At 40.6% G+C, this 19718-nt stretch carries 15 protein-coding genes; 6 read left to right on the plus strand and 9 right to left on the minus strand.

From position 1 onward, the window contains the following. Together AC58DT_RS14680 and AC58DT_RS14685 are read right to left on the minus strand one after the other, a co-directional pair. Positions 1–1676: FIDD domain-containing protein (locus tag AC58DT_RS14680; RefSeq protein ID WP_497217564.1), on the minus strand; the 1676-nt coding region annotated here is incomplete at its 3' end. Positions 1677–1710: 34 nt separating this feature from the next. Further along, entirely contained in the window at positions 1711–2040 is a 330-nt protein-coding gene (locus AC58DT_RS14685) for a hypothetical protein (RefSeq protein WP_497217565.1), read from the minus strand. A 141-nt stretch (positions 2041–2181) separates the two neighbouring features. On the opposite strand from AC58DT_RS14685, the gene folE reads away from it, so the two are divergent. From folE to AC58DT_RS14710, 5 genes are all read left to right on the plus strand, one after another. Then, positions 2182–2859 carry a GTP cyclohydrolase I FolE gene (gene folE, locus AC58DT_RS14690; RefSeq protein ID WP_062623080.1) on the plus strand — a complete coding sequence of 226 codons (678 nt, stop codon included), beginning with the start codon at positions 2182–2184 and terminating at the stop codon, positions 2857–2859. Positions 2860–2903: 44 nt separating this feature from the next. Further along, complete coding sequence (gene cysS / locus AC58DT_RS14695) at positions 2904–4379, plus strand: cysteine--tRNA ligase (RefSeq protein ID WP_497217566.1); 1476 nt, start codon at positions 2904–2906, stop codon at positions 4377–4379. 9 nt (positions 4380–4388) lie between these two features. Further along, positions 4389–4622, plus strand: a complete 234-nt coding sequence (gene yidD / locus AC58DT_RS14700; RefSeq protein ID WP_497217567.1) for a membrane protein insertion efficiency factor YidD — start codon at positions 4389–4391, stop codon at positions 4620–4622. A gap of 63 nt (positions 4623–4685) precedes the next feature. Beyond that, positions 4686–5621 carry a prolipoprotein diacylglyceryl transferase gene (gene lgt / locus AC58DT_RS14705; RefSeq protein ID WP_497217568.1) on the plus strand — a complete coding sequence of 312 codons (936 nt, stop codon included), beginning with the start codon at positions 4686–4688 and terminating at the stop codon, positions 5619–5621. Positions 5622–5679: 58 nt separating this feature from the next. Then, complete coding sequence (locus AC58DT_RS14710) at positions 5680–6177, plus strand: DUF192 domain-containing protein (protein ID WP_497217569.1); 498 nt, start codon at positions 5680–5682, stop codon at positions 6175–6177. 110 nt (positions 6178–6287) lie between these two features. On the opposite strand, the gene secDF is transcribed toward AC58DT_RS14710, so the two are convergent. The 5 genes from secDF to AC58DT_RS14735 all read right to left on the minus strand — a co-directional run bounded on the left by secDF (position 6288) and on the right by AC58DT_RS14735 (position 13553). Further along, on the minus strand, positions 6288–9326 hold the full coding sequence (gene secDF, locus AC58DT_RS14715) for a protein translocase subunit SecDF (RefSeq protein ID WP_497217570.1): 3039 nt from the start codon (positions 9324–9326) through the stop codon (positions 6288–6290). A gap of 179 nt (positions 9327–9505) precedes the next feature. Then, positions 9506–10057 carry a hypothetical protein gene (locus AC58DT_RS14720; protein ID WP_497217571.1) on the minus strand — a complete coding sequence of 184 codons (552 nt, stop codon included), beginning with the start codon at positions 10055–10057 and terminating at the stop codon, positions 9506–9508. 128 nt (positions 10058–10185) lie between these two features. Then, the gene (locus AC58DT_RS14725) at positions 10186–11040 is read right to left on the minus strand and encodes a hypothetical protein (protein ID WP_497217572.1); all 855 of its coding nucleotides are present in this window, start codon (positions 11038–11040) and stop codon (positions 10186–10188) included. Positions 11041–11054: 14 nt separating this feature from the next. Then, positions 11055–13094: a TonB-dependent receptor plug domain-containing protein gene (locus AC58DT_RS14730; RefSeq protein ID WP_497217573.1), complete on the minus strand. Its 2040-nt coding sequence runs from the start codon at positions 13092–13094 to the stop codon at positions 11055–11057. An 81-nt stretch (positions 13095–13175) separates the two neighbouring features. Further along, positions 13176–13553 carry a hypothetical protein gene (locus tag AC58DT_RS14735; protein ID WP_497217574.1) on the minus strand — a complete coding sequence of 126 codons (378 nt, stop codon included), beginning with the start codon at positions 13551–13553 and terminating at the stop codon, positions 13176–13178. 292 nt (positions 13554–13845) lie between these two features. Between AC58DT_RS14735 and AC58DT_RS14740 the strand changes: the two genes are divergently transcribed. After that, the gene (locus AC58DT_RS14740) at positions 13846–16398 is read left to right on the plus strand and encodes an adenosylcobalamin-dependent ribonucleoside-diphosphate reductase (RefSeq protein ID WP_497217575.1); all 2553 of its coding nucleotides are present in this window, start codon (positions 13846–13848) and stop codon (positions 16396–16398) included. Positions 16399–16543: 145 nt separating this feature from the next. Here the strand turns inward: AC58DT_RS14740 and mdh are convergent, their stop codons facing one another. Together mdh and gyrB are read right to left on the minus strand one after the other, a co-directional pair. Further along, positions 16544–17470 (minus strand): malate dehydrogenase, encoded by a 927-nt coding sequence (gene mdh / locus AC58DT_RS14745; RefSeq protein WP_497217576.1) that lies wholly within the window; start codon positions 17468–17470, stop codon positions 16544–16546. 198 nt (positions 17471–17668) lie between these two features. Next, positions 17669–19609, minus strand: coding sequence for a DNA topoisomerase (ATP-hydrolyzing) subunit B (gyrB, locus tag AC58DT_RS14750; protein ID WP_497217577.1), 1941 nt, complete (start codon positions 19607–19609; stop codon positions 17669–17671). Positions 19610–19718: the final 109 nt, after the last annotated feature.

A 19718-nucleotide genomic window follows, 5' to 3' on the forward strand; every position in this document is an offset into this window, starting at 1 on the left:
CCGTCCCCGTCAAAATCGCAGTAGCTCGCGTTCACGGGAACGATCCCAGCGATCGCGCGGCTGAAGTAGATGCGGAAGTCCGTAAGGTCGAAACAGCTCCCGCTGTTGTCCTCGATCCGCGCATAAATGGTCTGGGGCGAGGGGGGGACAATAATATGTACGCCGCCCAAGATCTCGTTCGTATCGTCAAAACTGTCCTGGTAGCTCTGGTAGTACTTTATCGTGAACAATGCAGGGTCCTGCGCCCCCAAAATGTTCGCGTCGTTGTCCGTCAGGTTGAAGACTCCCGCGGTCGTGCCGTAGTCGCACTGGTAAAGATCGACCGCTGGGTTAGCAACCGGCTGGGGTCCCAATATTAAATTAAACTGTGTGGTAGCAAAACATCCAGAACTAATATTGTTCTGTACTCGGGCAAAAATAAAAATTGAACCAGTAACTATATAAGGTTGTGGCAATGCATTAATACCAGCAATAGCATCAGCGGGATTATCGTGATAAGTTACAGTATATTCCGAGGGATTTTGTCCGTTTAGAATTATAGTGTCAAAAGTGGTGTTAAGATTTATGGGTTCTTGACCATTTCCACCTATATCACATAATCTATGAGGGCTTGGAGGAGCAGTTGCCGTAGCTGACGCGAAAGTAATTTCAAAAGAATCAATAGCATAACAAGTGGCATTTGGCTCTTCTATTCTAACCCAAATGGTTTCAGAGGAACCAACTATTGGGTAAGCATTGGCAGGAACAATAGGATTTGTTCCGTCCATAGCCTCTAATTGACTATGGTGATAGGTAATATTAAATAAAGGATCCTGCGTACCCCGAACGTCATCATCATTTTCGGTCAAATCGAAAATACCCGGACTTGTACCATCATCGCATATATAAAGGTCTTGAGGAGGACTTGCAATTACGGGCTGAGGGTAAAAAATTACATCAAAAAATTCTGAGTCAGTAACACCTAAAGGCAAGTAAATTTCGGCTTTGTAATTGCCAGTGGTTGTAACAGCTAAGGTTGGAGAGGTTTCAGCTGGTACAAATGGAGAAAAAGTTCCAGATCCTATAGGATTTTCAAAAAACCATTGATACCCTAGTGCATTTGGATTAGTAGCATCCAATATTTCAGTATCTCCATCGCAGGCAACAGTTTGTACAATGGAACAATCAAAAGCATCTGGGTCTCCAAAAGTTAAATTAAAAATATCTGCCGTAGAACTAAACCTATCTACAACAATTATAACTTCATCGCCAGGGACCAAGCTCAAGAATTGAACCTGTCCATCACCTACTGCAGTTTCACAAAAATCGGTTGCAGTAAGGTTTAATCCTGTATCATATTCGCCCGCGGCCGGGGCATCATAACTTGCTCTATCTGCAATGCCAAGATTATTACAATCGGCATTTACCCATACCGCAAAATCGTAATCTATATTCCCTGTCGGTTCAATTTGAAAGGTAAAATTAGTAGCTTGAATAATAGCTAACCGAAACCAGATAGTACGCGTACCTTGCAGTGTTTGGCAACCCGTATTAATAGTTATTGGGGAAGGGTCTACAGCATTGTTCTGCAGACCATCTTGACTGTCACAAATAGGGATCAAAATATCACAAACCTGCGCTTGTGCAGTGGTCAATGTAATTAAGGAGAGTACAAGTAATAGTAATTTCTTTTTCATTGAGGGGATGTTAATTCAAATTGTAGGTTTCTAACTATATTTTACGGAAGGCAATTTTTTTCACTTCCACTTCGTCGATCAAAAATCGTATTTCATAGGTTCCGTTTTCCAAAAAAGAAAAATCAGCTTTAACCATTTGAAGACCTTCATTTTTGCTTATTTCTTTTGTGGATAGATCAATATCATTACGACTTATTATATATTTAATCGTACTCGCATCTGAAAATTTAAAATTTAAAAGTGCGCTAGAAGAAACCTCAGAAGGTTCCATTGAAATTGTTGAGCTATAATCTATATTATTGTTTTCCTGCGCATAAACAAAGGAAACAAGTAGTAAGGCAATTAAAGTGAGGAGCTTTTTCATGGTACTTTGAATAAATTTTTTGCGAAAATTAAGAAAATTTTATGAAAATAGCTGGTTTAAAGCCTTAAAAATAAGAACTTCGACTTTTCACTACCAAAATGCTATTGCGTATCTTTGCAGGCTTATTACATAATTTATTAGATGGATTTAGAAAAACAACTAAAAGAGATTGAAGCAATGGGAAACGACCACATAGGCAGTTCCACCGAAACCCCTATGCGTACCGATGCTTTTGAGCTAAGTGATATTGAAAAAATTGCAAGTATCAAAAAAGATGTACAAAACATCATGCATACATTAGGCCTCGATCTTAGTGATGATAGTTTAAAAGGAACACCTACCCGCGTGGCAAAAATGTTTGTACAAGAAATTTTTGGCGGGCTTCATCCAGACAGAAGACCCAAAGCCTCTACTTTTGAAAATAAATACAAGTACCAAGAAATGTTAGTAGAAAAAAACATTACCCTCTACTCCACTTGCGAACACCATTTGTTACCAATCGTTGGCAAAGCACATATTGCCTACATATCTAATGGCACTGTAGTGGGACTTTCAAAAATGAACCGGATTGTAGATTATTATGCTAAGAGGCCGCAAGTCCAGGAACGACTTACAATGCAAATAGTGAAAGAATTACAGCAGGTTCTGGGCACTGAAGACGTAGCCTGTGTTATTGACGCCAAGCACCTCTGCGTCAATTCTCGTGGTATTCGGGATATTGACAGCAGTACCGTGACTAGCGAATTTGGCGGTGCTTTTAAAAACGTTGAAACACGTAGGGAGTTTTTGGATTACATAAAACTTGACACAGAGTTTTAAAAGCCAATTCCAAAGGAAAAATCTGTAACCTGAAACCCGAAAAATTGAAACAGCACGAACTTTTTATATACAATTCTCTTTCAAAAAAGAAAGAAAAATTCACTCCAATACATAACGATGCAGTAGGAATGTACGTTTGCGGTCCTACCGTTTATAGCAATGTGCATTTAGGAAACTGCCGAACTTTTCTTTCGTTTGATTTGGTTTTTAGGTATCTAAAACATTTGGGCTACAAAGTGCGCTATGTTCGGAATATTACCGATGCAGGACATTTAGAAAACGATGGCGAGAGCGGCGATGATCCAATCCTTAAAAAAGCGCGAATCGAGCAATTGGAACCTATGGAAGTGGTTCAAAAATATACGGTAGATTTTCATACCATTATGGCGAAATTTAATGCTTTGCCACCAAGTATTGAACCCACCGCAACTGGGCATATCTACGAACAAATTGCTATAGTTGAAAAAATTATTGATGCAGGTTTTGCATACGAAAAAAACGGCTCGGTTTATTTTGATGTTATAAAATTCAACGAAACAAATAATTACGGAAAATTAAGCGGAAGACAATTAGAAGATATGATTGCCAACACTCGCGAACTGGCTGCCCAAAGCGATAAGAAAAACCCGCAGGATTTTGCTCTTTGGAAAAAAGCCGAACCTCAACACATTATGCGCTGGCCCTCACCTTGGAGCGACGGATTCCCCGGCTGGCATTTGGAGTGTACTGCCATGAGTACAAAATATTTAGGCAACCAGTTTGATATCCACGGCGGCGGAATGGATTTAAAATTTCCGCACCACGAATGCGAAATTGCACAAGCCGAAGCCTGTAACCATCTTACACCGGTTAATTACTGGATGCACGCCAATATGCTTACGCTAAACGGTAAAAAAATGTCGAAATCTACTGGAAATTATATTCTTCCAGACGAAATGTTTACTGGTAAAAACGATATTTTAAGCAAGCCGTTCTCGCCAACCGTTACTAAATTTTTTATGTATCAGGCGCATTACCGAAGCATTTTAGATTTTAGCAGCGATGCTTTGGAAGCTTCGGAAAAAGGCTTTAACCGTTTATTGGATGCGTATAGAATGTTGAATGAAATAACTTCCTCGGAAAAAAGTAGTATAGAAATTGAAAACTGGCGAAAAGCGTGCTACGACGCAATGAACGACGATTTCAACAGCCCAATATTAATAGCACATCTTTTTGAAGCAGTAAAATTTATAAATTCCCTCAAAGAGGAAAAAGAAACTATTTCCACAGAAGATTTAAAATTGCTGAAACAAACGATGGACGATTTTCTTTTCGATGTTTTAGGGTTGGAAGATAGCGTTTCAGAAAATTCACAGGATGGTGAAAAACTTTCGGCTGCCGTAGAAATACTTATCCAATTAAGAAACCAAGCCCGTGCCAATAAAGATTTTGCGATGAGCGATAAAATTCGCGACGAACTTTCAGCAAAGGGAATTCAACTGAAAGACGGAAAAGACGGGACAACCTTTTCACTTAATTAATATTTAAGCTTGAAAAAAATACTTACATATCCTTTAGTTTTATTGATAAAAGGATATCAAAATTTTATTTCACCCTTTACGCCCAATACCTGCCGCTACTCCCCTACCTGTTCGCATTACGCTGTAGAAGCGTTGCAACAACACGGTTTGTTAAAAGGTGGTTGGCTTGCCGCAAAGCGTATTGCAAGCTGCAATCCGTGGGGCGGTTCTGGTTACGATCCCGTTCCACCAAAAAAGAAATAAAACTATGGTACTTTATACTTTTTCGCTTTTAGTATCTTTACGCAGCTTAATAAAACTCCCACTATGCACTATTTAAGTTTTACCTGGAATCCTTCGGAAGGAATCGATCTTGGTTTTTTTATGATCCGCTATTACAGTTTAATGTTCGTTGTGGCATTTACGCTGGGTTGGATACTTACCAAAAAGATTTACGAACGCGAAAAACTGTCGCAGGAAAAACTGGACAGTCTGTTTATTTATATGGTCGTGGCCGTACTAGTGGGTGCGCGTTTGGGCCATGTTATTTTCTATCAGCCAGAACTTTTTGTGGAAGACCCGCTTTCGGTATTTCTGCCTATAAGCACGGTTCCGGAGTTTGAGTTTACAGGCTTTCAAGGCTTGGCTAGTCACGGTGCCGCTATCGCTATTTTAATTGCTATGTATTATTACACAAAAAATGTTATCAAAAAACCGTTTTTGTGGATTATGGATCGCATAGTAATTGCCGTTGCCGCGGGCGGTATTTTTGTACGTATCGGCAATTTTATGAATTCTGAAATCATCGGGAAGCCTTCTGGCGATTTTCCACTGGGCGTCCGTTTTGTGCACGAGGGCATCGATAAGCGGGAGGCCGCACAGGCGACCGGCATCCAAAATCCGGCCAAGGCTTATGACGCTATTGTGCATAATCCTCAATTTACCGAACTGTTGAATTCCGTCCCTTTTCGACATCCAGCGCAGCTTTATGAGGCGGCGGGTTACGTAATTGTGTTTTTGGTGTGCTGGTATCTGTATTGGAAAACCGAGCGCAGAAAGCAAATAGGGTACATTTTCGGCGTTTTTTTAATATTGCTGTTTATGGTTCGCTTTATTGTGGAATTTGTAAAGGAAAGCCAGGGTGGTTTTGAGTCTGTGTTAGGATTGCTTTCAACGGGACAATGGCTGAGCGTTCCTTTTATAATTGCTGGCATTTATATTATGTGGAAAGCTTCAAAAAAACCAATTGTCGAATTAAATTAAACACAAGTTCAGAAAATAACGTATTTGTGAATTTGTGATGTATTAAATATTTCTTTAAATGAAAAAAGTACTTTTTCCCGCAGTAATTGCTGCTTCCATCCTTTCATTTTATAATTGTAAAGACAATACTTCTTCCGAAGAAAAAAATCTGACCAAAGAAATCACCTTCAAAAAAGAAGGCGAGCTCCAACTTCTAAAGGCGGAAAACGATTCCATTATCGCTTCGTTAGATATTGAGGTAGCCGATGACGAATACCAAACCCAAACGGGGCTTATGTACCGTAACTCACTCGGCAAGGATCAAGGCATGCTCTTTGTGTTCAACGATATGCAGCGCCGCTCCTTTTATATGAAAAATACCAAAATACCGCTAGATATTATTTATCTGAATGCTGAAAAGGAAATAGTAAGCATACAAAAGAATGCCAAACCCTTTGATGAAACCTCATTGCCTTCAGAAGCAGCATCTCAATATGTATTGGAAGTAAATGCAGGCCTTGCGGAAGCATGGCAACTTGCGACAGGCGATCGCATTCGCTTTTCAACTACCAATTAAACAACACTTAACACAAACAAGAGGGCTTTGTGCAAAAGCTACTTTTTTAAATAAAAAAAAGACCCTTCCGAAAATGGAAAGGTCTTTTTTTACTTCTAAAGAATGGAAGACTATGCTTCCAAAGCAGGATCTGCTTCTTCTTTTTTATCGATCAAGTCTTCTACTTTTTTGCGTTTTATCGAATCATACATTACCGGGGTAGCGATGAACAATGACGAGTATGTACCCACCACAATACCAACGATGATTGCAAACAACAGGCCACGGATGGACTCCGCACCAAGGAAGAACATACTCAACAATACGATAAGGGTTGTAAAAGAGGTATTAAGCGTTCTACTTAAGGTGCTGCTCAACGCCACATCTATAATGCGGTTCATCTTCCAGCTTGGGTGCTCGCCAAAGTATTCACGAATACGGTCAAATACAATTACTGTATCGTTTAGCGAGTAACCAATTACGGTTAGTATCGCCGCGATAAAAGCTTGGTCTATCTCCATGCTGAAAGGCATAAACTTGTAGGTTAACGAGAACACACCCAGCACGATAAGTACGTCGTGGAATACCGCCACAACAGCACCGAGACTGAATTGCCATCTTCTAAAACGTAGCAGGATGTATAGAAAAACCACAACTAACGAACCGAATACAGCCCAGAAAGAGTCTTTCTTAATATCGTCTGCAATGGTTGGACTCACTTTATAATATTCCATTCTACCTATGGTTTTCCCTTCGCGGTCTCCCACAAAGTCTTCATAAGTCATATCTGCAGGCATATCCTTTTTAACTGTTTCAAAAACCATGCGTTCTATTTCTTCATCTACCTCAGTTCCGGTTTCGTCAACTTTATATTTGGTTGTAATCTTCAACTGGTTATCGCCACCATAGGTTTTTGCCTCGGCACTTCCAAAGGTTGCAATAAGGTTGTCCTGTATTTCCTGCGCATTCACATCCTTGTCAAAACGCACAGTATAGGTACGTCCACCCACAAAGTCAACACCTTGGTTAAGACCATTTATGAAAAGTGATGAAACACTTATCAAAAGCATGATGGCAGAAATTACGTAAGCCATTTTTCGTTTTTTAAGGAACGAAACGTGAACGTTTGTGAAAAGGTTTTTAGTTATTGAAGTAGAGCACGGCAACGGCTTACCATTCTTGGTATAGCTATCAATAAACAATCTTGTGATGAAGATTGCCGTAAACAATGCAGTAGCAATACCAATCAATAAGGTAGTTGCAAAACCTTGAATAGGCCCCGTTCCGAACACCAAGAGAATCAAACCTGTAAGACCGGTTGTAATGTTGGCATCGAGAATAGAAGACAATGCATTATTGAAACCATCTTTAATGGCATCCTTTTGTGCTTTGCCTTTTGCAAGCTCCTCCTTTATTCTTTCAAAGATAAGTACGTTCGCATCTACTGACATACCAATAGTCAATACAATACCTGCAATACCAGGAAGCGTAAGCACGGCACCTAGCCCTGCTAAAATTCCAAAGATGAAAAGAATGTTCACCAATAATGCTACGTCAGCAAAAAGTCCAGCTTTTCCGTAGTAACCAATCATCCATAGCAATACAATAAAAAGTGCAATTACGAATGACATAACACCACTGTTAATTGCTTCATGACCCAAAGTAGGACCTACTACTTCACCCTGAATAATCTCAGCCGAAGCAGGAAGCTTACCGGCTCGCAATACGTTTGCTAAATCCTGACCTTGGTTTACAGTAAAGTCTCCAGAAATCTGGCTACGTCCACCAGCAATTGGTCCAGAGGTTACACCTGGTGCTGAATACACAATATTGTCCAGTACAATAGCAATCTGGCTTTGGTTTTCATAGGCATTGCCGGTCATTTGTTCCCAAACCTTGGCACCCTGGCCGTTCATTTGCATAGAAACTACCACGCGACTTAGATTGTCGTATTCCTGTCTTGCATCTACAACCACACTTCCTCCAAGGGGCGGAACATTGTCGCGGTTGCTCTTTAAAGCATAAAGTGCGGTCACCTCTTCATTTGACTGTGGTTCCACTTCTGGCAAGCCCCAAACAAATTTTGCAAAACGTAATTCATTTGGTAACAATGATTTTATTTGTGGGTTACGGAAATAACCGTTGATAGCAGCAGTATCCTTTAATCTGAAAGTAGCAATTACAGGGCTGCCTTGGTTACCCAAAGAAACCATTTTTGAAAGTATCGGGTTTGCCTTATTATCATCTACCAAAGAATCATTTACATCTTGCCCACCTAAAAGCTTGCTTACATCATCTTCTTCAGTTTTTGAGGTATCGGCAACAGTGCTTGTAGTATCGGTAATCTTTTCGGTTTCTGAGGCGTTCTTTGCCATTGCTATTTCACCTGCTTTGGTATCGGCAGCTTGAAGGAAACCTGCTATTTCCTCAAATTTATATACATCCCAGAACTCTAATTGGGCAGTACTTTGAAGCAATTTTTTAACCCTATCAACATCTTTAGCCCCAGGAAGCTCTACAAGTATTCTTGCAGATTGTCCCAAACGCTGAATGTTCGGCTGGGTTACTCCAAATTTATCAATACGCTTTCTCAATACTTCAAAAGCGGAAGTAATGGATTCGTCAATTTTCTTAGAAATGATTGGCTTTACTTGATCGTTGGTCATCCCCACATTGATCACGTCCTCCAAATTCTTGTTGAAGAAAATATCTGGCGAAGCAAGTTCATTCTCGCCCGGAAGCGCTTCAAAAGCCTTGAAGAAAGACTCTAAATAAGTATCCTGACTATTCTTCTGTAGTTCCTTGGCATTCTCCAAAGCTTGGTTAAATGCAGGGTCTTTCGTGTTGTTCGCAAGTCCTTTAAGGATATCTTTTACAGAAACTTCAAGAATTACGTTAATTCCCCCTTTAAGGTCAAGTCCTTTGTTAAGTTCCTTCTCTTTGGCGGTTTTGTAGTCTATTCCTAAAAATACTGGATTGTTAGCAACAGAATCTAGGTAACGTGCTTCAGCATCGTCACGCTCGTGTGGTTCATTTTCAGAAAATTTGCTGTTAGCAAATTCCTTGGCGCTGTCTTCTACTTTGTTCGCAACAAACGTAAATGAAAGCTGGTAAATACTCACCAATCCAAAAAGGATAGCGAATACGGTAATCAGTCCTTTGTTTTGCATGTTTATATTTTTTGGTCAGATTTTTTTTAAAATCGGGCAAATATATGATTTGCTGTAATATCTGACAATTATAGGGGTTATTTTAAAATTAGTTTTGTGGCTTTGGGAATAAAGTGACCAAAGCCATTTTTTCAAAGTGTAAACTTTTCACCTTAAAAAAAATATCGTGAAGATTTGTTTTAAGATAAAGGGCCCGCCCTTACCTCTGGAATTTTGTGTGAAGTAGTGTCTATTAAAAGTGAAACATTGCGATAGTTTTTAAAAGCAACGTTTTCAAAACATTTTTTAAAAGTAAAATTGGCTTCGGGTACACCCAAAGACACAATAGGGTTTAAATATTGGTCTGTTGCAGATTTTACTTCAACGGGCAAACCCTTAAGCCCCAAGTCTAGCCTTGAATCTTTTTGGATTTTAACAACATTTACTTTGTAGGTGTTGGGGAATTCTTTGGAAGGTATTTCTGAGGAATTTTTACTTCCAAAAGCCGTTTCGCCCAACTGAAAGTCAATTTGGCCCTCAAACAAGTTTTTGATAATCGCGATATCTTTCGCGCTGTAGTAGGTTACCCTTAGTTTGCCGTCTCGAATTTCAGATATTTGAAAGTCATCAACACCTATAGACCTTAATTGGTTCGTTATATTGGAAATAGCTTGTTTGGCATCAACTTCGCTTACGGAATTTGTATTAAATTCTACAACAATTTCCTGATTGGGCAGGGTTGATTGCTCCAAGCTTACTCCAAAAAAAGCAAGGGCTAATAATAATATAGGTATGTACCATCTCCAGTTCACGCGCCAAATATAAAAAAATAAAGACTGTATCGCTACAGTCTTTAAACAATATAAAACAAACAATAGAATTAAAATTCCAACTCAAAATAAAGGCTGCTCTCTGGATTGGCCTCCGTAACGTCTTCACCTTTTAATGTTTCACCGCTGCTGTTCATCAATTTCAAATTGATTTTCCAATAGCCAGTCATGGTCAGTGACAGCTTACCGTCATACATTTTTGTTGCTGTAGTATAGGTCAGGTCTTCATTATTTGGAGAGCTGTGGTTGCCCATTCCAGGCATTCTTGGATCCACGGTTATTTTATAGTTTTCAACCATTGGGAAACTCATCATAGACTCCATTTTATAAAGAACGGCCTGCAGATCGTTTACGGCAACCTTAGGTTCTTTTGGGTTAACATATGCCAAAACGTAACGTGTATCATCGGTGCCCATAAACACCTGGGTTTTAGTCAATCCATCAGCTGGTTGTGACACAGACACACGGAGTGTCTCTTCTTTTTGCTGTCCATTTAGGGAATAATTAAGAATCATTTCCCAATATTCTGTGTCGTTACTGGCCATCTGGAAAACAACGTGCCCTTTGTAAACTGTGCTTTCTTCAGTATTGGTCAACATACTATGTGGCGCGGAATGCTCCATCGTTTCCATATGCATCATTGGCATCCAACTTGGAGCGGCATTGGCAACGTACTTATCACTTGCCATGTCTTTAATTCTAATGGAAATTTCGTTGTAACCTACTTCAAGATTTTGTTTTTCCGAATAGATCTGCACAGTATGGTCTGTAGCCGGAATTTCGTAAATCATGTTTAAACCTTCCACAGGGTTAATCTCTGCCGGCGTGTTTTCATCATCATCCGAACAACTTACGAATGTGGCTGAAAGAAAAAGAATTGCGAATATATATTTTAGTGTTTTCATAATTGTTTATTTTATTAATTAATTGAATAAGAAATTGTTAAGTAAAAGTTTCTTCCCATACGTGGAATGTTGTTCCAGTCGGTATAAGTAGAGTAATTAGTATCAAAAATGTTTTCAATCCCAGCTTTTAGGAAAAGGTCATTGTCATTTATGAAGAAGCGTTTTCCAAAACTTGCCGAAAGCGTCGCATAAGCCGCACTTTTGGTTTCTCCATAAGTTGGATTGTAATTTGTTTGCACTCCAGCGCCATCAATTGAGAGCGAGGCGGAAAATTGGTTTTTATAAAAATCGATGGCACTTCGGTAAGAAAGTGGGCTGATGAGCGGCAAATTTTCACCTTTATCATCCACGCCTCGATGGTATGAAACCCTTCCGGTTAATTTAAATGCGTTCGAAATACTATACCTTCCCGAGAGCGAAGCATTAAAAAGCTGCGCATAATCAAGATTGGTATAAATTTTCACGCCCTCGGCACCGATGGTCATCGTGCTGAGCGATGAATCAACCATTCCGATTATATAATTGAAAACATGGAAGTAATTTGCTCCTGCGGTAATCTCAAAAATTGGTTTTTTATAGGTTACCGAAAGATTCGCATCAACAGAACCTTCAGTGTTCAAACCCGGGTCGCCAATATAATCGTGATTATCAAAACTGTTGAAAAGATAGAACCCATACCCTTCCGAAACCGAGGGCGCGCGTTCGCCATAGGAAAGGCCGCCAATAAAATGAAAGTCACTCAGCATTTTGTGATATTGGGCAGAAAAACTTTTCAGGAAAAGGGTATTGGTCCTGTCCATTTCGGGATAGAAAATTTTTAGACTGTTCAGCCCAAAGTCATCGGCAACCGTATTGGAATGGTACGCCAAACGTGTGGAAAGTTTTAAAGAAGCATTTTTCAACGGAATATGATCTTCGGCATAAAAACCAACATTTTTGGTACGCACATCGGGCCACGTAAGCATAAACATCAACGGCTCGTTGCTGTTGGTTGGATACATGGTCATTTCAGCGTAGCTTTTGTTGTAAAATCCATCCCACTTAAAAAAGAAGTGATGTTTTTCTTTGTTGAGTTTTGCCTGTGTGTAAAACCCAGCGGTCTCGCTCCAGCCAGGCATATCCATATGTATCGGCACGTCGGGGCGTTGGGTATCGTCCATTACGTGCTTTATGGTATTGAAATACAACTTGGTTTCCCAATTGCTGAAATTGCCAAACAACGTATCCTGATTAAAACTCACCGAAGCAATCACGGCACGCGCCAAGGAAACGTCCATCGTCAGGGCGGGATAGCCCACATCGTTTGCTTCATCATATATTAAGGTAGCAGCAATTGTTTTGTCCTCGGCAAGTTTATAGCCCGAATTTATTGAGAAGTTATACTTTTCAAACTGTGAAAATTTCACTTCCTCATCGCCACCGGCCTTGTAATTGTCAGCCTTGCGGTAAATTCCATCCACATTGAAATAGAATTTTTCTTCGGAATAACTGAGCTCGCCCCCAAAAACGCGCATGGCATTGTTTGTTTCAAAAGCACTTTCCAAAGAACCCGTCCATCCGGTTGATTTAAAATTGCTTTTGTCCAATTTCAAATTGATACCGCCGCCTATAGTATTCCCAAATGCAGCGCCCTGCTGGCCCGAACCTATTTCCGCCTCCGAAAGATTGGAAACATCAACATAGGAGGTTATCGGATCCATTTTATCGGTACACGCACCAAATATCTGCATGCCGTCTATGGTTATTGCCAAACGTTCGGAGGCCATATCGTTCATTGTTGGCTCCCAGGCGTAGGCGCCACGCTTTACCATTTTGATACTGCGGGAAGACTCCAAAAACTCGTCCAGTGTGGACAGGGGTTTGCGCTGTTTTTGATGGTCCAATTGTCTGCCTGCGGAAATAACCACCACCTCATTGAGTTGAATTAATTTCAGACTGTCCGCCGGAGTTTCCTGGGCATAGACTTGTGTGGTAAAACAGCCGCAAATAAGCGCAAACCAAAGCCAGCCCATAAGCATTCCCTTTATGGGGAACACAGGTATAAATACTTTCATTTTGAATAGGTTTTGATAATTAAAAGAAGGATCTACCTGAATTATTTCGAGAAAAATTTCAGAAAGAATCGTTGCTGAAAATTATCCCAACTGCGGCGGATGTAGAATTTTTGAGATATAAAGGGAAGAATTCAAATTTGGCTTGTAGCCGATATTTTCAACTGAAATTAATTCGTCGGCCGAGGCAAAACTATATTCCGCGATATTTTCAGAAATAATAAACTGCGGAATCTCAGTCTTGGATGTTTTATTATTGAACGGATTGTCATCCTCTGCCCCTGCTTCCTTTGCCAATTCTTTGGTGAGATGGCATTTCCCGTTACATTGCATTTCGGGCTTGTCTTTGTTCTCACAAAGCACGTTCACTATGTATTCATAATTTGCTACATATTCCACCACGGGCCACAAAGGTCTTGTGAACATGATTAGCGAAACGAGTATGAGAATTATGTTTTTCACAGCACAAAGATAGCACCCATACGGACTGTCAAAAAATGACTTTTATCACATTCCTTTAAATATATTTAAGACTAAGCTGTCTGCAATAGTGAAAAATTTCCGAAAAATCATTTTAATATTCAAATTTTGTCAACTTTTTACTGTTGATAAATTTTTATAAATCTGATTATTAATATATTAACAATCCATTCTTGACAACTTTAAAAATTAAAATTATAATGGGATTGCTATTTTGCTATATTTACATACTTTAAAAATCCGAATTTAATTAACCAAAAATCTTTTCAAAAATATGCAAGTAAAAACCGCCATCCCCACTCCCCAAACCTACACACAGGATGAAGCTTTTGAAGCTTCGGTTGAATATTTTAAAGGCGATGATCTTGCTGCCCGCGTTTGGGTAAACAAGTACGCCCTAAAAGATTCTGAAGGCAATATTTATGAAAAAACGCCTAATGATATGCACCGCCGAATCGCAAAGGAAATTGCGCGTATCGAGCAGCGCTATGCCAACCCAATGACCGAGGAAGAAGTTTTTGAGGCTATCAAAGATTTCAAGTACATCGTGCCCCAAGGCAGTCCTATGGCGGGAATAGGCAATCCGTACCAGATTGCTTCACTATCAAATTGTTTCGTAATAGGAAACAACGGCGATTCCGATTCTTATGGAGGCATTATGAAAATCGACCAAGAACAGGTACAATTGATGAAGCGTCGCGGCGGTGTGGGCCACGATCTTTCGCACATCCGCCCGAAAGGGTCTCCGGTGAAGAATTCAGCGTTGACCTCAACTGGGATTGTTCCGTTTATGGAGCGCTATTCAAACTCAACCCGCGAGGTGGCCCAGGACGGTCGCCGTGGCGCGTTGATGCTTTCGGTATCGATAAACCACCCAGATTCCGAAGATTTTATTGATGCGAAAATGGAGCAGGGAAAAGTTACCGGCGCCAACGTTTCCGTGCGAATGGATGATGCTTTTATGCAAGCCGTAAAAGATGGAAAAAACTATACGCAGAAATATCCAATTTTTAGCGAAAACCCCAAAAACACAAAGGAGATCGAGGCTGGAAAGCTTTGGAAAAAAATCGTGCACAACGCTTGGAAATCTGCCGAGCCGGGCATTCTTTTTTGGGATACAATTATTAAGGAAAGTGTACCGGATTGCTATGCCGATTTGGGCTACAAAACCGTATCCACAAATCCGTGTGGCGAAATTCCGCTTTGCCCTTACGATTCCTGTCGTTTGCTTGCAATAAACCTATTTTCGTATGTGGAAAAACCTTTCACTAAAAATGCTTCTTTCAATTTTGAACTTTTCAAAAAACACATCGGCATCGCCCAAAGAATTATGGACGATATTATCGACCTGGAACTTGAAAAAGTAGATGCCATCATTGCAAAAATAGATGCCGATCCGCAGAGCGATGAGGTGAAAGCTGTTGAGAGAAATCTTTGGAAAAACATTCAAACAAAAGCAGAGGAAGGCCGCAGGACCGGGATTGGCATTACCGCCGAAGGCGATATGCTGGCCGCTTTGGGCATAAAGTACGGCAGCAAGGAAGGAATCGATTTCTCGGTTGAAATCCACAAAACCGTGGCTTTGGAAGCTTATCGCGCATCGGTTTATACCGCAAAGGAAAGAGGTGCTTTCAAAATATTTGATAGCGAAAGAGAAAAAAACAACCCGTTTATTCTTCGCCTAAAAGATGCGGATGAAAAGCTGTATTACGATATGCTCGAATACGGCCGAAGAAATATTGCATTGTTGACAATCGCCCCAACGGGAACTACCAGTTTGATGACACAGACCACTTCGGGCATTGAGCCTGTTTTTCTTCCTGTTTACAAACGAAGAAGAAAAGTAAACCCGAACGATAAAAACGTACGTGTTGATTTTGTGGATGAAGTAGGCGACAGTTGGGAGGAATACGTGGTTTTCCACCACCGTTTTAAGCAGTGGATGGAAGCAAACGGCATTGCAACCGATAAAAATTACAGCCAGGAAGAATTGAACAAAATTGTAAAGAAATCGCCTTATTACAAAGCAACTTCCAACGATGTGGACTGGATGAGCAAAGTGCGGATGCAGGGCGCGGTGCAGAAATGGGTGGACCATTCCATTTCCGTAACCATCAATTTACCGAACGACGCTACCGAAGAATTGGTTGGAAAATTATATCTCGAAGCGTGGCAGGCTGGCTGCAAAGGCGTTACCGTTTATCGCGATGGGTCACGTTCGGGGGTTTTGATTTCAAATGAAGAAAAGAAGGAAGAAGACAACGAAACCTTGACCGCTTTCCCAACCAAACGTCCCGAAACCCTTGAAGCAGATGTAGTTCGTTTTCAAAACAGCAAAGATAAATGGATTGCTTTTATCGGATTGATTGATGAAAAACCGTATGAAATTTTCACAGGTTTTGCCGATGATGAGGATGGGATTTTAATTCCACGTTGGGTAAATGAAGGGGTAATAATCAAAAACCGAAACGAGGACGGAACTTCGCGTTACGATTTTCAGTATAAAAATAAAAGAGGTTATAAAACCACTATTGAAGGGCTTTCGCATAAGTTCAACCCTGAGTTTTGGAACTATGCAAAATTGATTTCCAGCACCCTTCGCCATGGCATGCCAATTGAAAAAGTGGTAGATTTGATTAACAGCTTACAACTTGACAGTGAAAGCATCAACACATGGAAAAATGGCGTTGCCCGTGCGTTGAAACGCTATGTGGCCGATGGAACAGAAGCCAAAAAACAGAAATGTGAAAACTGTAACAGCACATCACTTATTTACCAGGAAGGTTGTTTGACTTGCAAGGATTGTGGGTCTTCGAAATGTGGGTAAAAAAGACGTAAGACCGCTTCGCTATAAGACGCAAGATGTAAGACTAAATCCCAAAGGTTTTGAAAACCTTTGGGGTTTTTATATGAAAAAACCTCACAGGTCTCGAAGACTTGTGAGGTTTAATTTTATTAATCCTATTTTGGAATTAAAGTTCCAGTAAATCATTAGTTTTACGAACGCCTTCGGCACTTTCTTTCATATGCGCTTTTTCGGCATCGTTCAATTCAAGTTCTACTATTTTTTCGATACCGTTTCTGCCCAAAATTACTGGAGCACCAATGCAAATATCCTTCATTCCGTATTCGCCATCAAGCATTACCGAGCAAGGGAACATTTTCTTTTGGTCGCAGGCAATTGCGTGTACCAAACTTGAAACCGCAGCACCTGGAGCATACCAAGCTGAAGTTCCCAACAATTTAGTAAGCGTTGCGCCGCCCACTTTGGTGTCTTCCATTACTTGGTTCAACCTGTCTTCAGAAATAAAAGCGGAAACAGGAACACTGTTTCTAGTTGCCAAACGTGTCAACGGAACCATCCCGGTATCACTGTGACCACCGATTACCATTCCGTCCACATCGCTGATTGGAGCCCCCAAGGCTTCCGCCAAACGATATTTGAAACGTGCGCTATCCAAAGCACCACCCATTCCGATGATTTTATTTTTATCCAAACCAGATGTTTTATGGACTAAATAAGCCATCGTGTCCATCGGGTTGCTAACTACGATTATAATAGTTTTAGGAGAATGCTTTACGAGGTTTGAAGACACATCTTTTACAATTCCGGCATTTATACCTATCAATTCCTCACGCGTCATCCCCGGTTTACGTGGAATCCCGCTGGTGATTACGCAAATATCGCTACCTGCGGTTTTGGAATAATCGTTTGTTACACCTGTAATTTTAGTGTCGAAACCGTTTAAAGAAGCTGTTTGCATCAGGTCCATTGCCTTTCCTTCGGCAAATCCTTCTTTGATGTCCAACAAAACTACTTCGCTTGCAAAATTCTTGATGGCAATGTACTCTGCGCAACTTGCGCCCACAGCACCTGCCCCTACAACTGTTACTTTCATATTAATTGTTTATGGTTATTGTTTGTAATATATTTTCCCGAAGAAAATCGGAGTGACTTTTCAATCTTTCAGAACCTTTCTGAAAGGCAGCACAAAAGTACCAATATCTGCTTAAAATAATGATAATAAAGGGTTAAAAACTAAAAAGCCCATTCCTAATTTTTCAGAAACGGGCTTTTTAGAATTATTCATATTTTACTAAGCATCAATATTTGCATAAACCGCATTCTTCTCTATAAATTCCCTTCGAGGTGGAACTTCATCGCCCATCAGCATTGAGAAAATTCTATCTGCCTCGGTACCGTTGTCTATGGTAACTTGTCGAAGCGTTCTAAACTCAGGGTTCATTGTAGTATCCCAAAGCTGCTCGGCGTTCATTTCTCCCAAACCTTTGTATCGTTGGATGGAAGCGCTACCGCCGAACTCTTGGTTCAATCTGTCGCGTTCCTTATCACTCCAAGCGTATTCCTTTTTGGCTCCTTTCTTTATTAAATAAAGTGGAGGGGTTGCTATATAAACACAACCAGCTTCAACCAATTCTCGCATGTAGCGGAAAAAGAAAGTCAAAATCAAAGTTGCAATATGGCTACCGTCCACATCCGCATCACACATAATCACTACTTTGTGATAGCGCAGTTTCTCGAGGTTCAGGGCTTTGCTATCCTCTTCAGTACCGATGGTTACACCCAGCGCGGTATAAATATTTCGAATCTCTTCGTTTTCAAAAACTTTGTGGTGCATGGCTTTTTCAACATTCAGAATTTTTCCGCGAAGCGGAAGAATTGCCTGAAAATTACGGTCGCGGCCCTGTTTTGCAGTTCCGCCCGCAGAATCTCCCTCTACGAGGAATACTTCACATTTTTCCGGATCTTGTTCAGAGCAGTCGGAAAGTTTTCCTGGCAAGCCACCCCCGCTCATCACGGTTTTGCGCTGTACCATTTCACGGGCTTTTCGTGCTGCGTGACGTGCCTGGGCGGCAAGGATTACTTTCTGCACTATGGTTTTTGCATCATTTGGGTGCTCTTCCAAATAATTTTCAAGCATTTCGGAAACCGCTTGGCTTACCGCCGCCGTAACTTCACGGTTACCAAGTTTCGTTTTAGTCTGCCCTTCAAATTGTGGCTCTGCAACTTTTACTGAAATAATAGCGGTCAATCCTTCGCGGAAATCGTCACCGGCAATTTCGAACTTCAGTTTATCCAGCATTCCGGACGCATCTGCGTATTTTTTTAAAGTACGCGTCAATCCAGCACGAAAGCCGGACAGATGTGTTCCGCCTTCGTGTGTGTTAATGTTGTTTACGTATGAATGTAAGTTTTCATTAAATGAAGTATTGTAAACCATTGCAACTTCCACTGGAATGTCATTCTTTTCACCTTCCATGGAGATTACATCGGCAATGATAGGCTCTCGGTTTCCATCCAAAAAGCGGATGAACTCCTTCAAACCTTCTTCACTGTGGAATTTTTCAGTGGGAAATTCACCATTTTCATCTTTTTGCCTTTTATCTGTAAAGTAAATAGTAATTCCTTTATTCAAAAAAGACAACTCGCGCATTCTGCTGGCCAATGTATCATAGCTATATTCCAAAGATTGTTGGAAAATTTGCGGGTCTGGTTTAAACGTAACGATAGTTCCACGATAATCGGTCTCTCCAATAGACTTTACGGGATACATAGCTTTTCCGCGCTCGTATTCTTGCTGCCAGATTTTACCATCACGATGTACAGTGGCAGTTAAGTGCTCGGAAAGTGCGTTTACTACCGAAACACCAACTCCGTGAAGACCCCCGGATACTTTATAAGAATCTTTGTCGAACTTTCCACCAGCTCCAATTTTGGTCATAACAACCTGTAGCGCAGAAACGCCTTCTTTTTTATGAAGATCTACGGGAATTCCACGGCCGTTATCTTTTACGGATATCGAATTATCCTCATTAATAGCCACTTCAATAGTGTCGCAATAACCGCCCATGGCCTCGTCAATAGAGTTGTCTACCACTTCATAAACCAAGTGGTGCAAGCCACGCACTCCAACATCACCAATATACATTGATGGACGCATGCGCACATGTTCCATTCCCTCTAACGCTTGAATTTGGTCGGCACCGTAGCTGCCTTTTTTCTGTTCTTCGCTCATATAATAATTTGAATGATTTTCAGTTTTTTTCGTAACGAACAAATATAACCAAATCCCCAATAAAATTAAGGGTTTGCGTAATTTATAAGCAGTAAGTTATTAACAAATT

This window comes from Aequorivita sp. CRS11 (assembly GCF_059693805.1).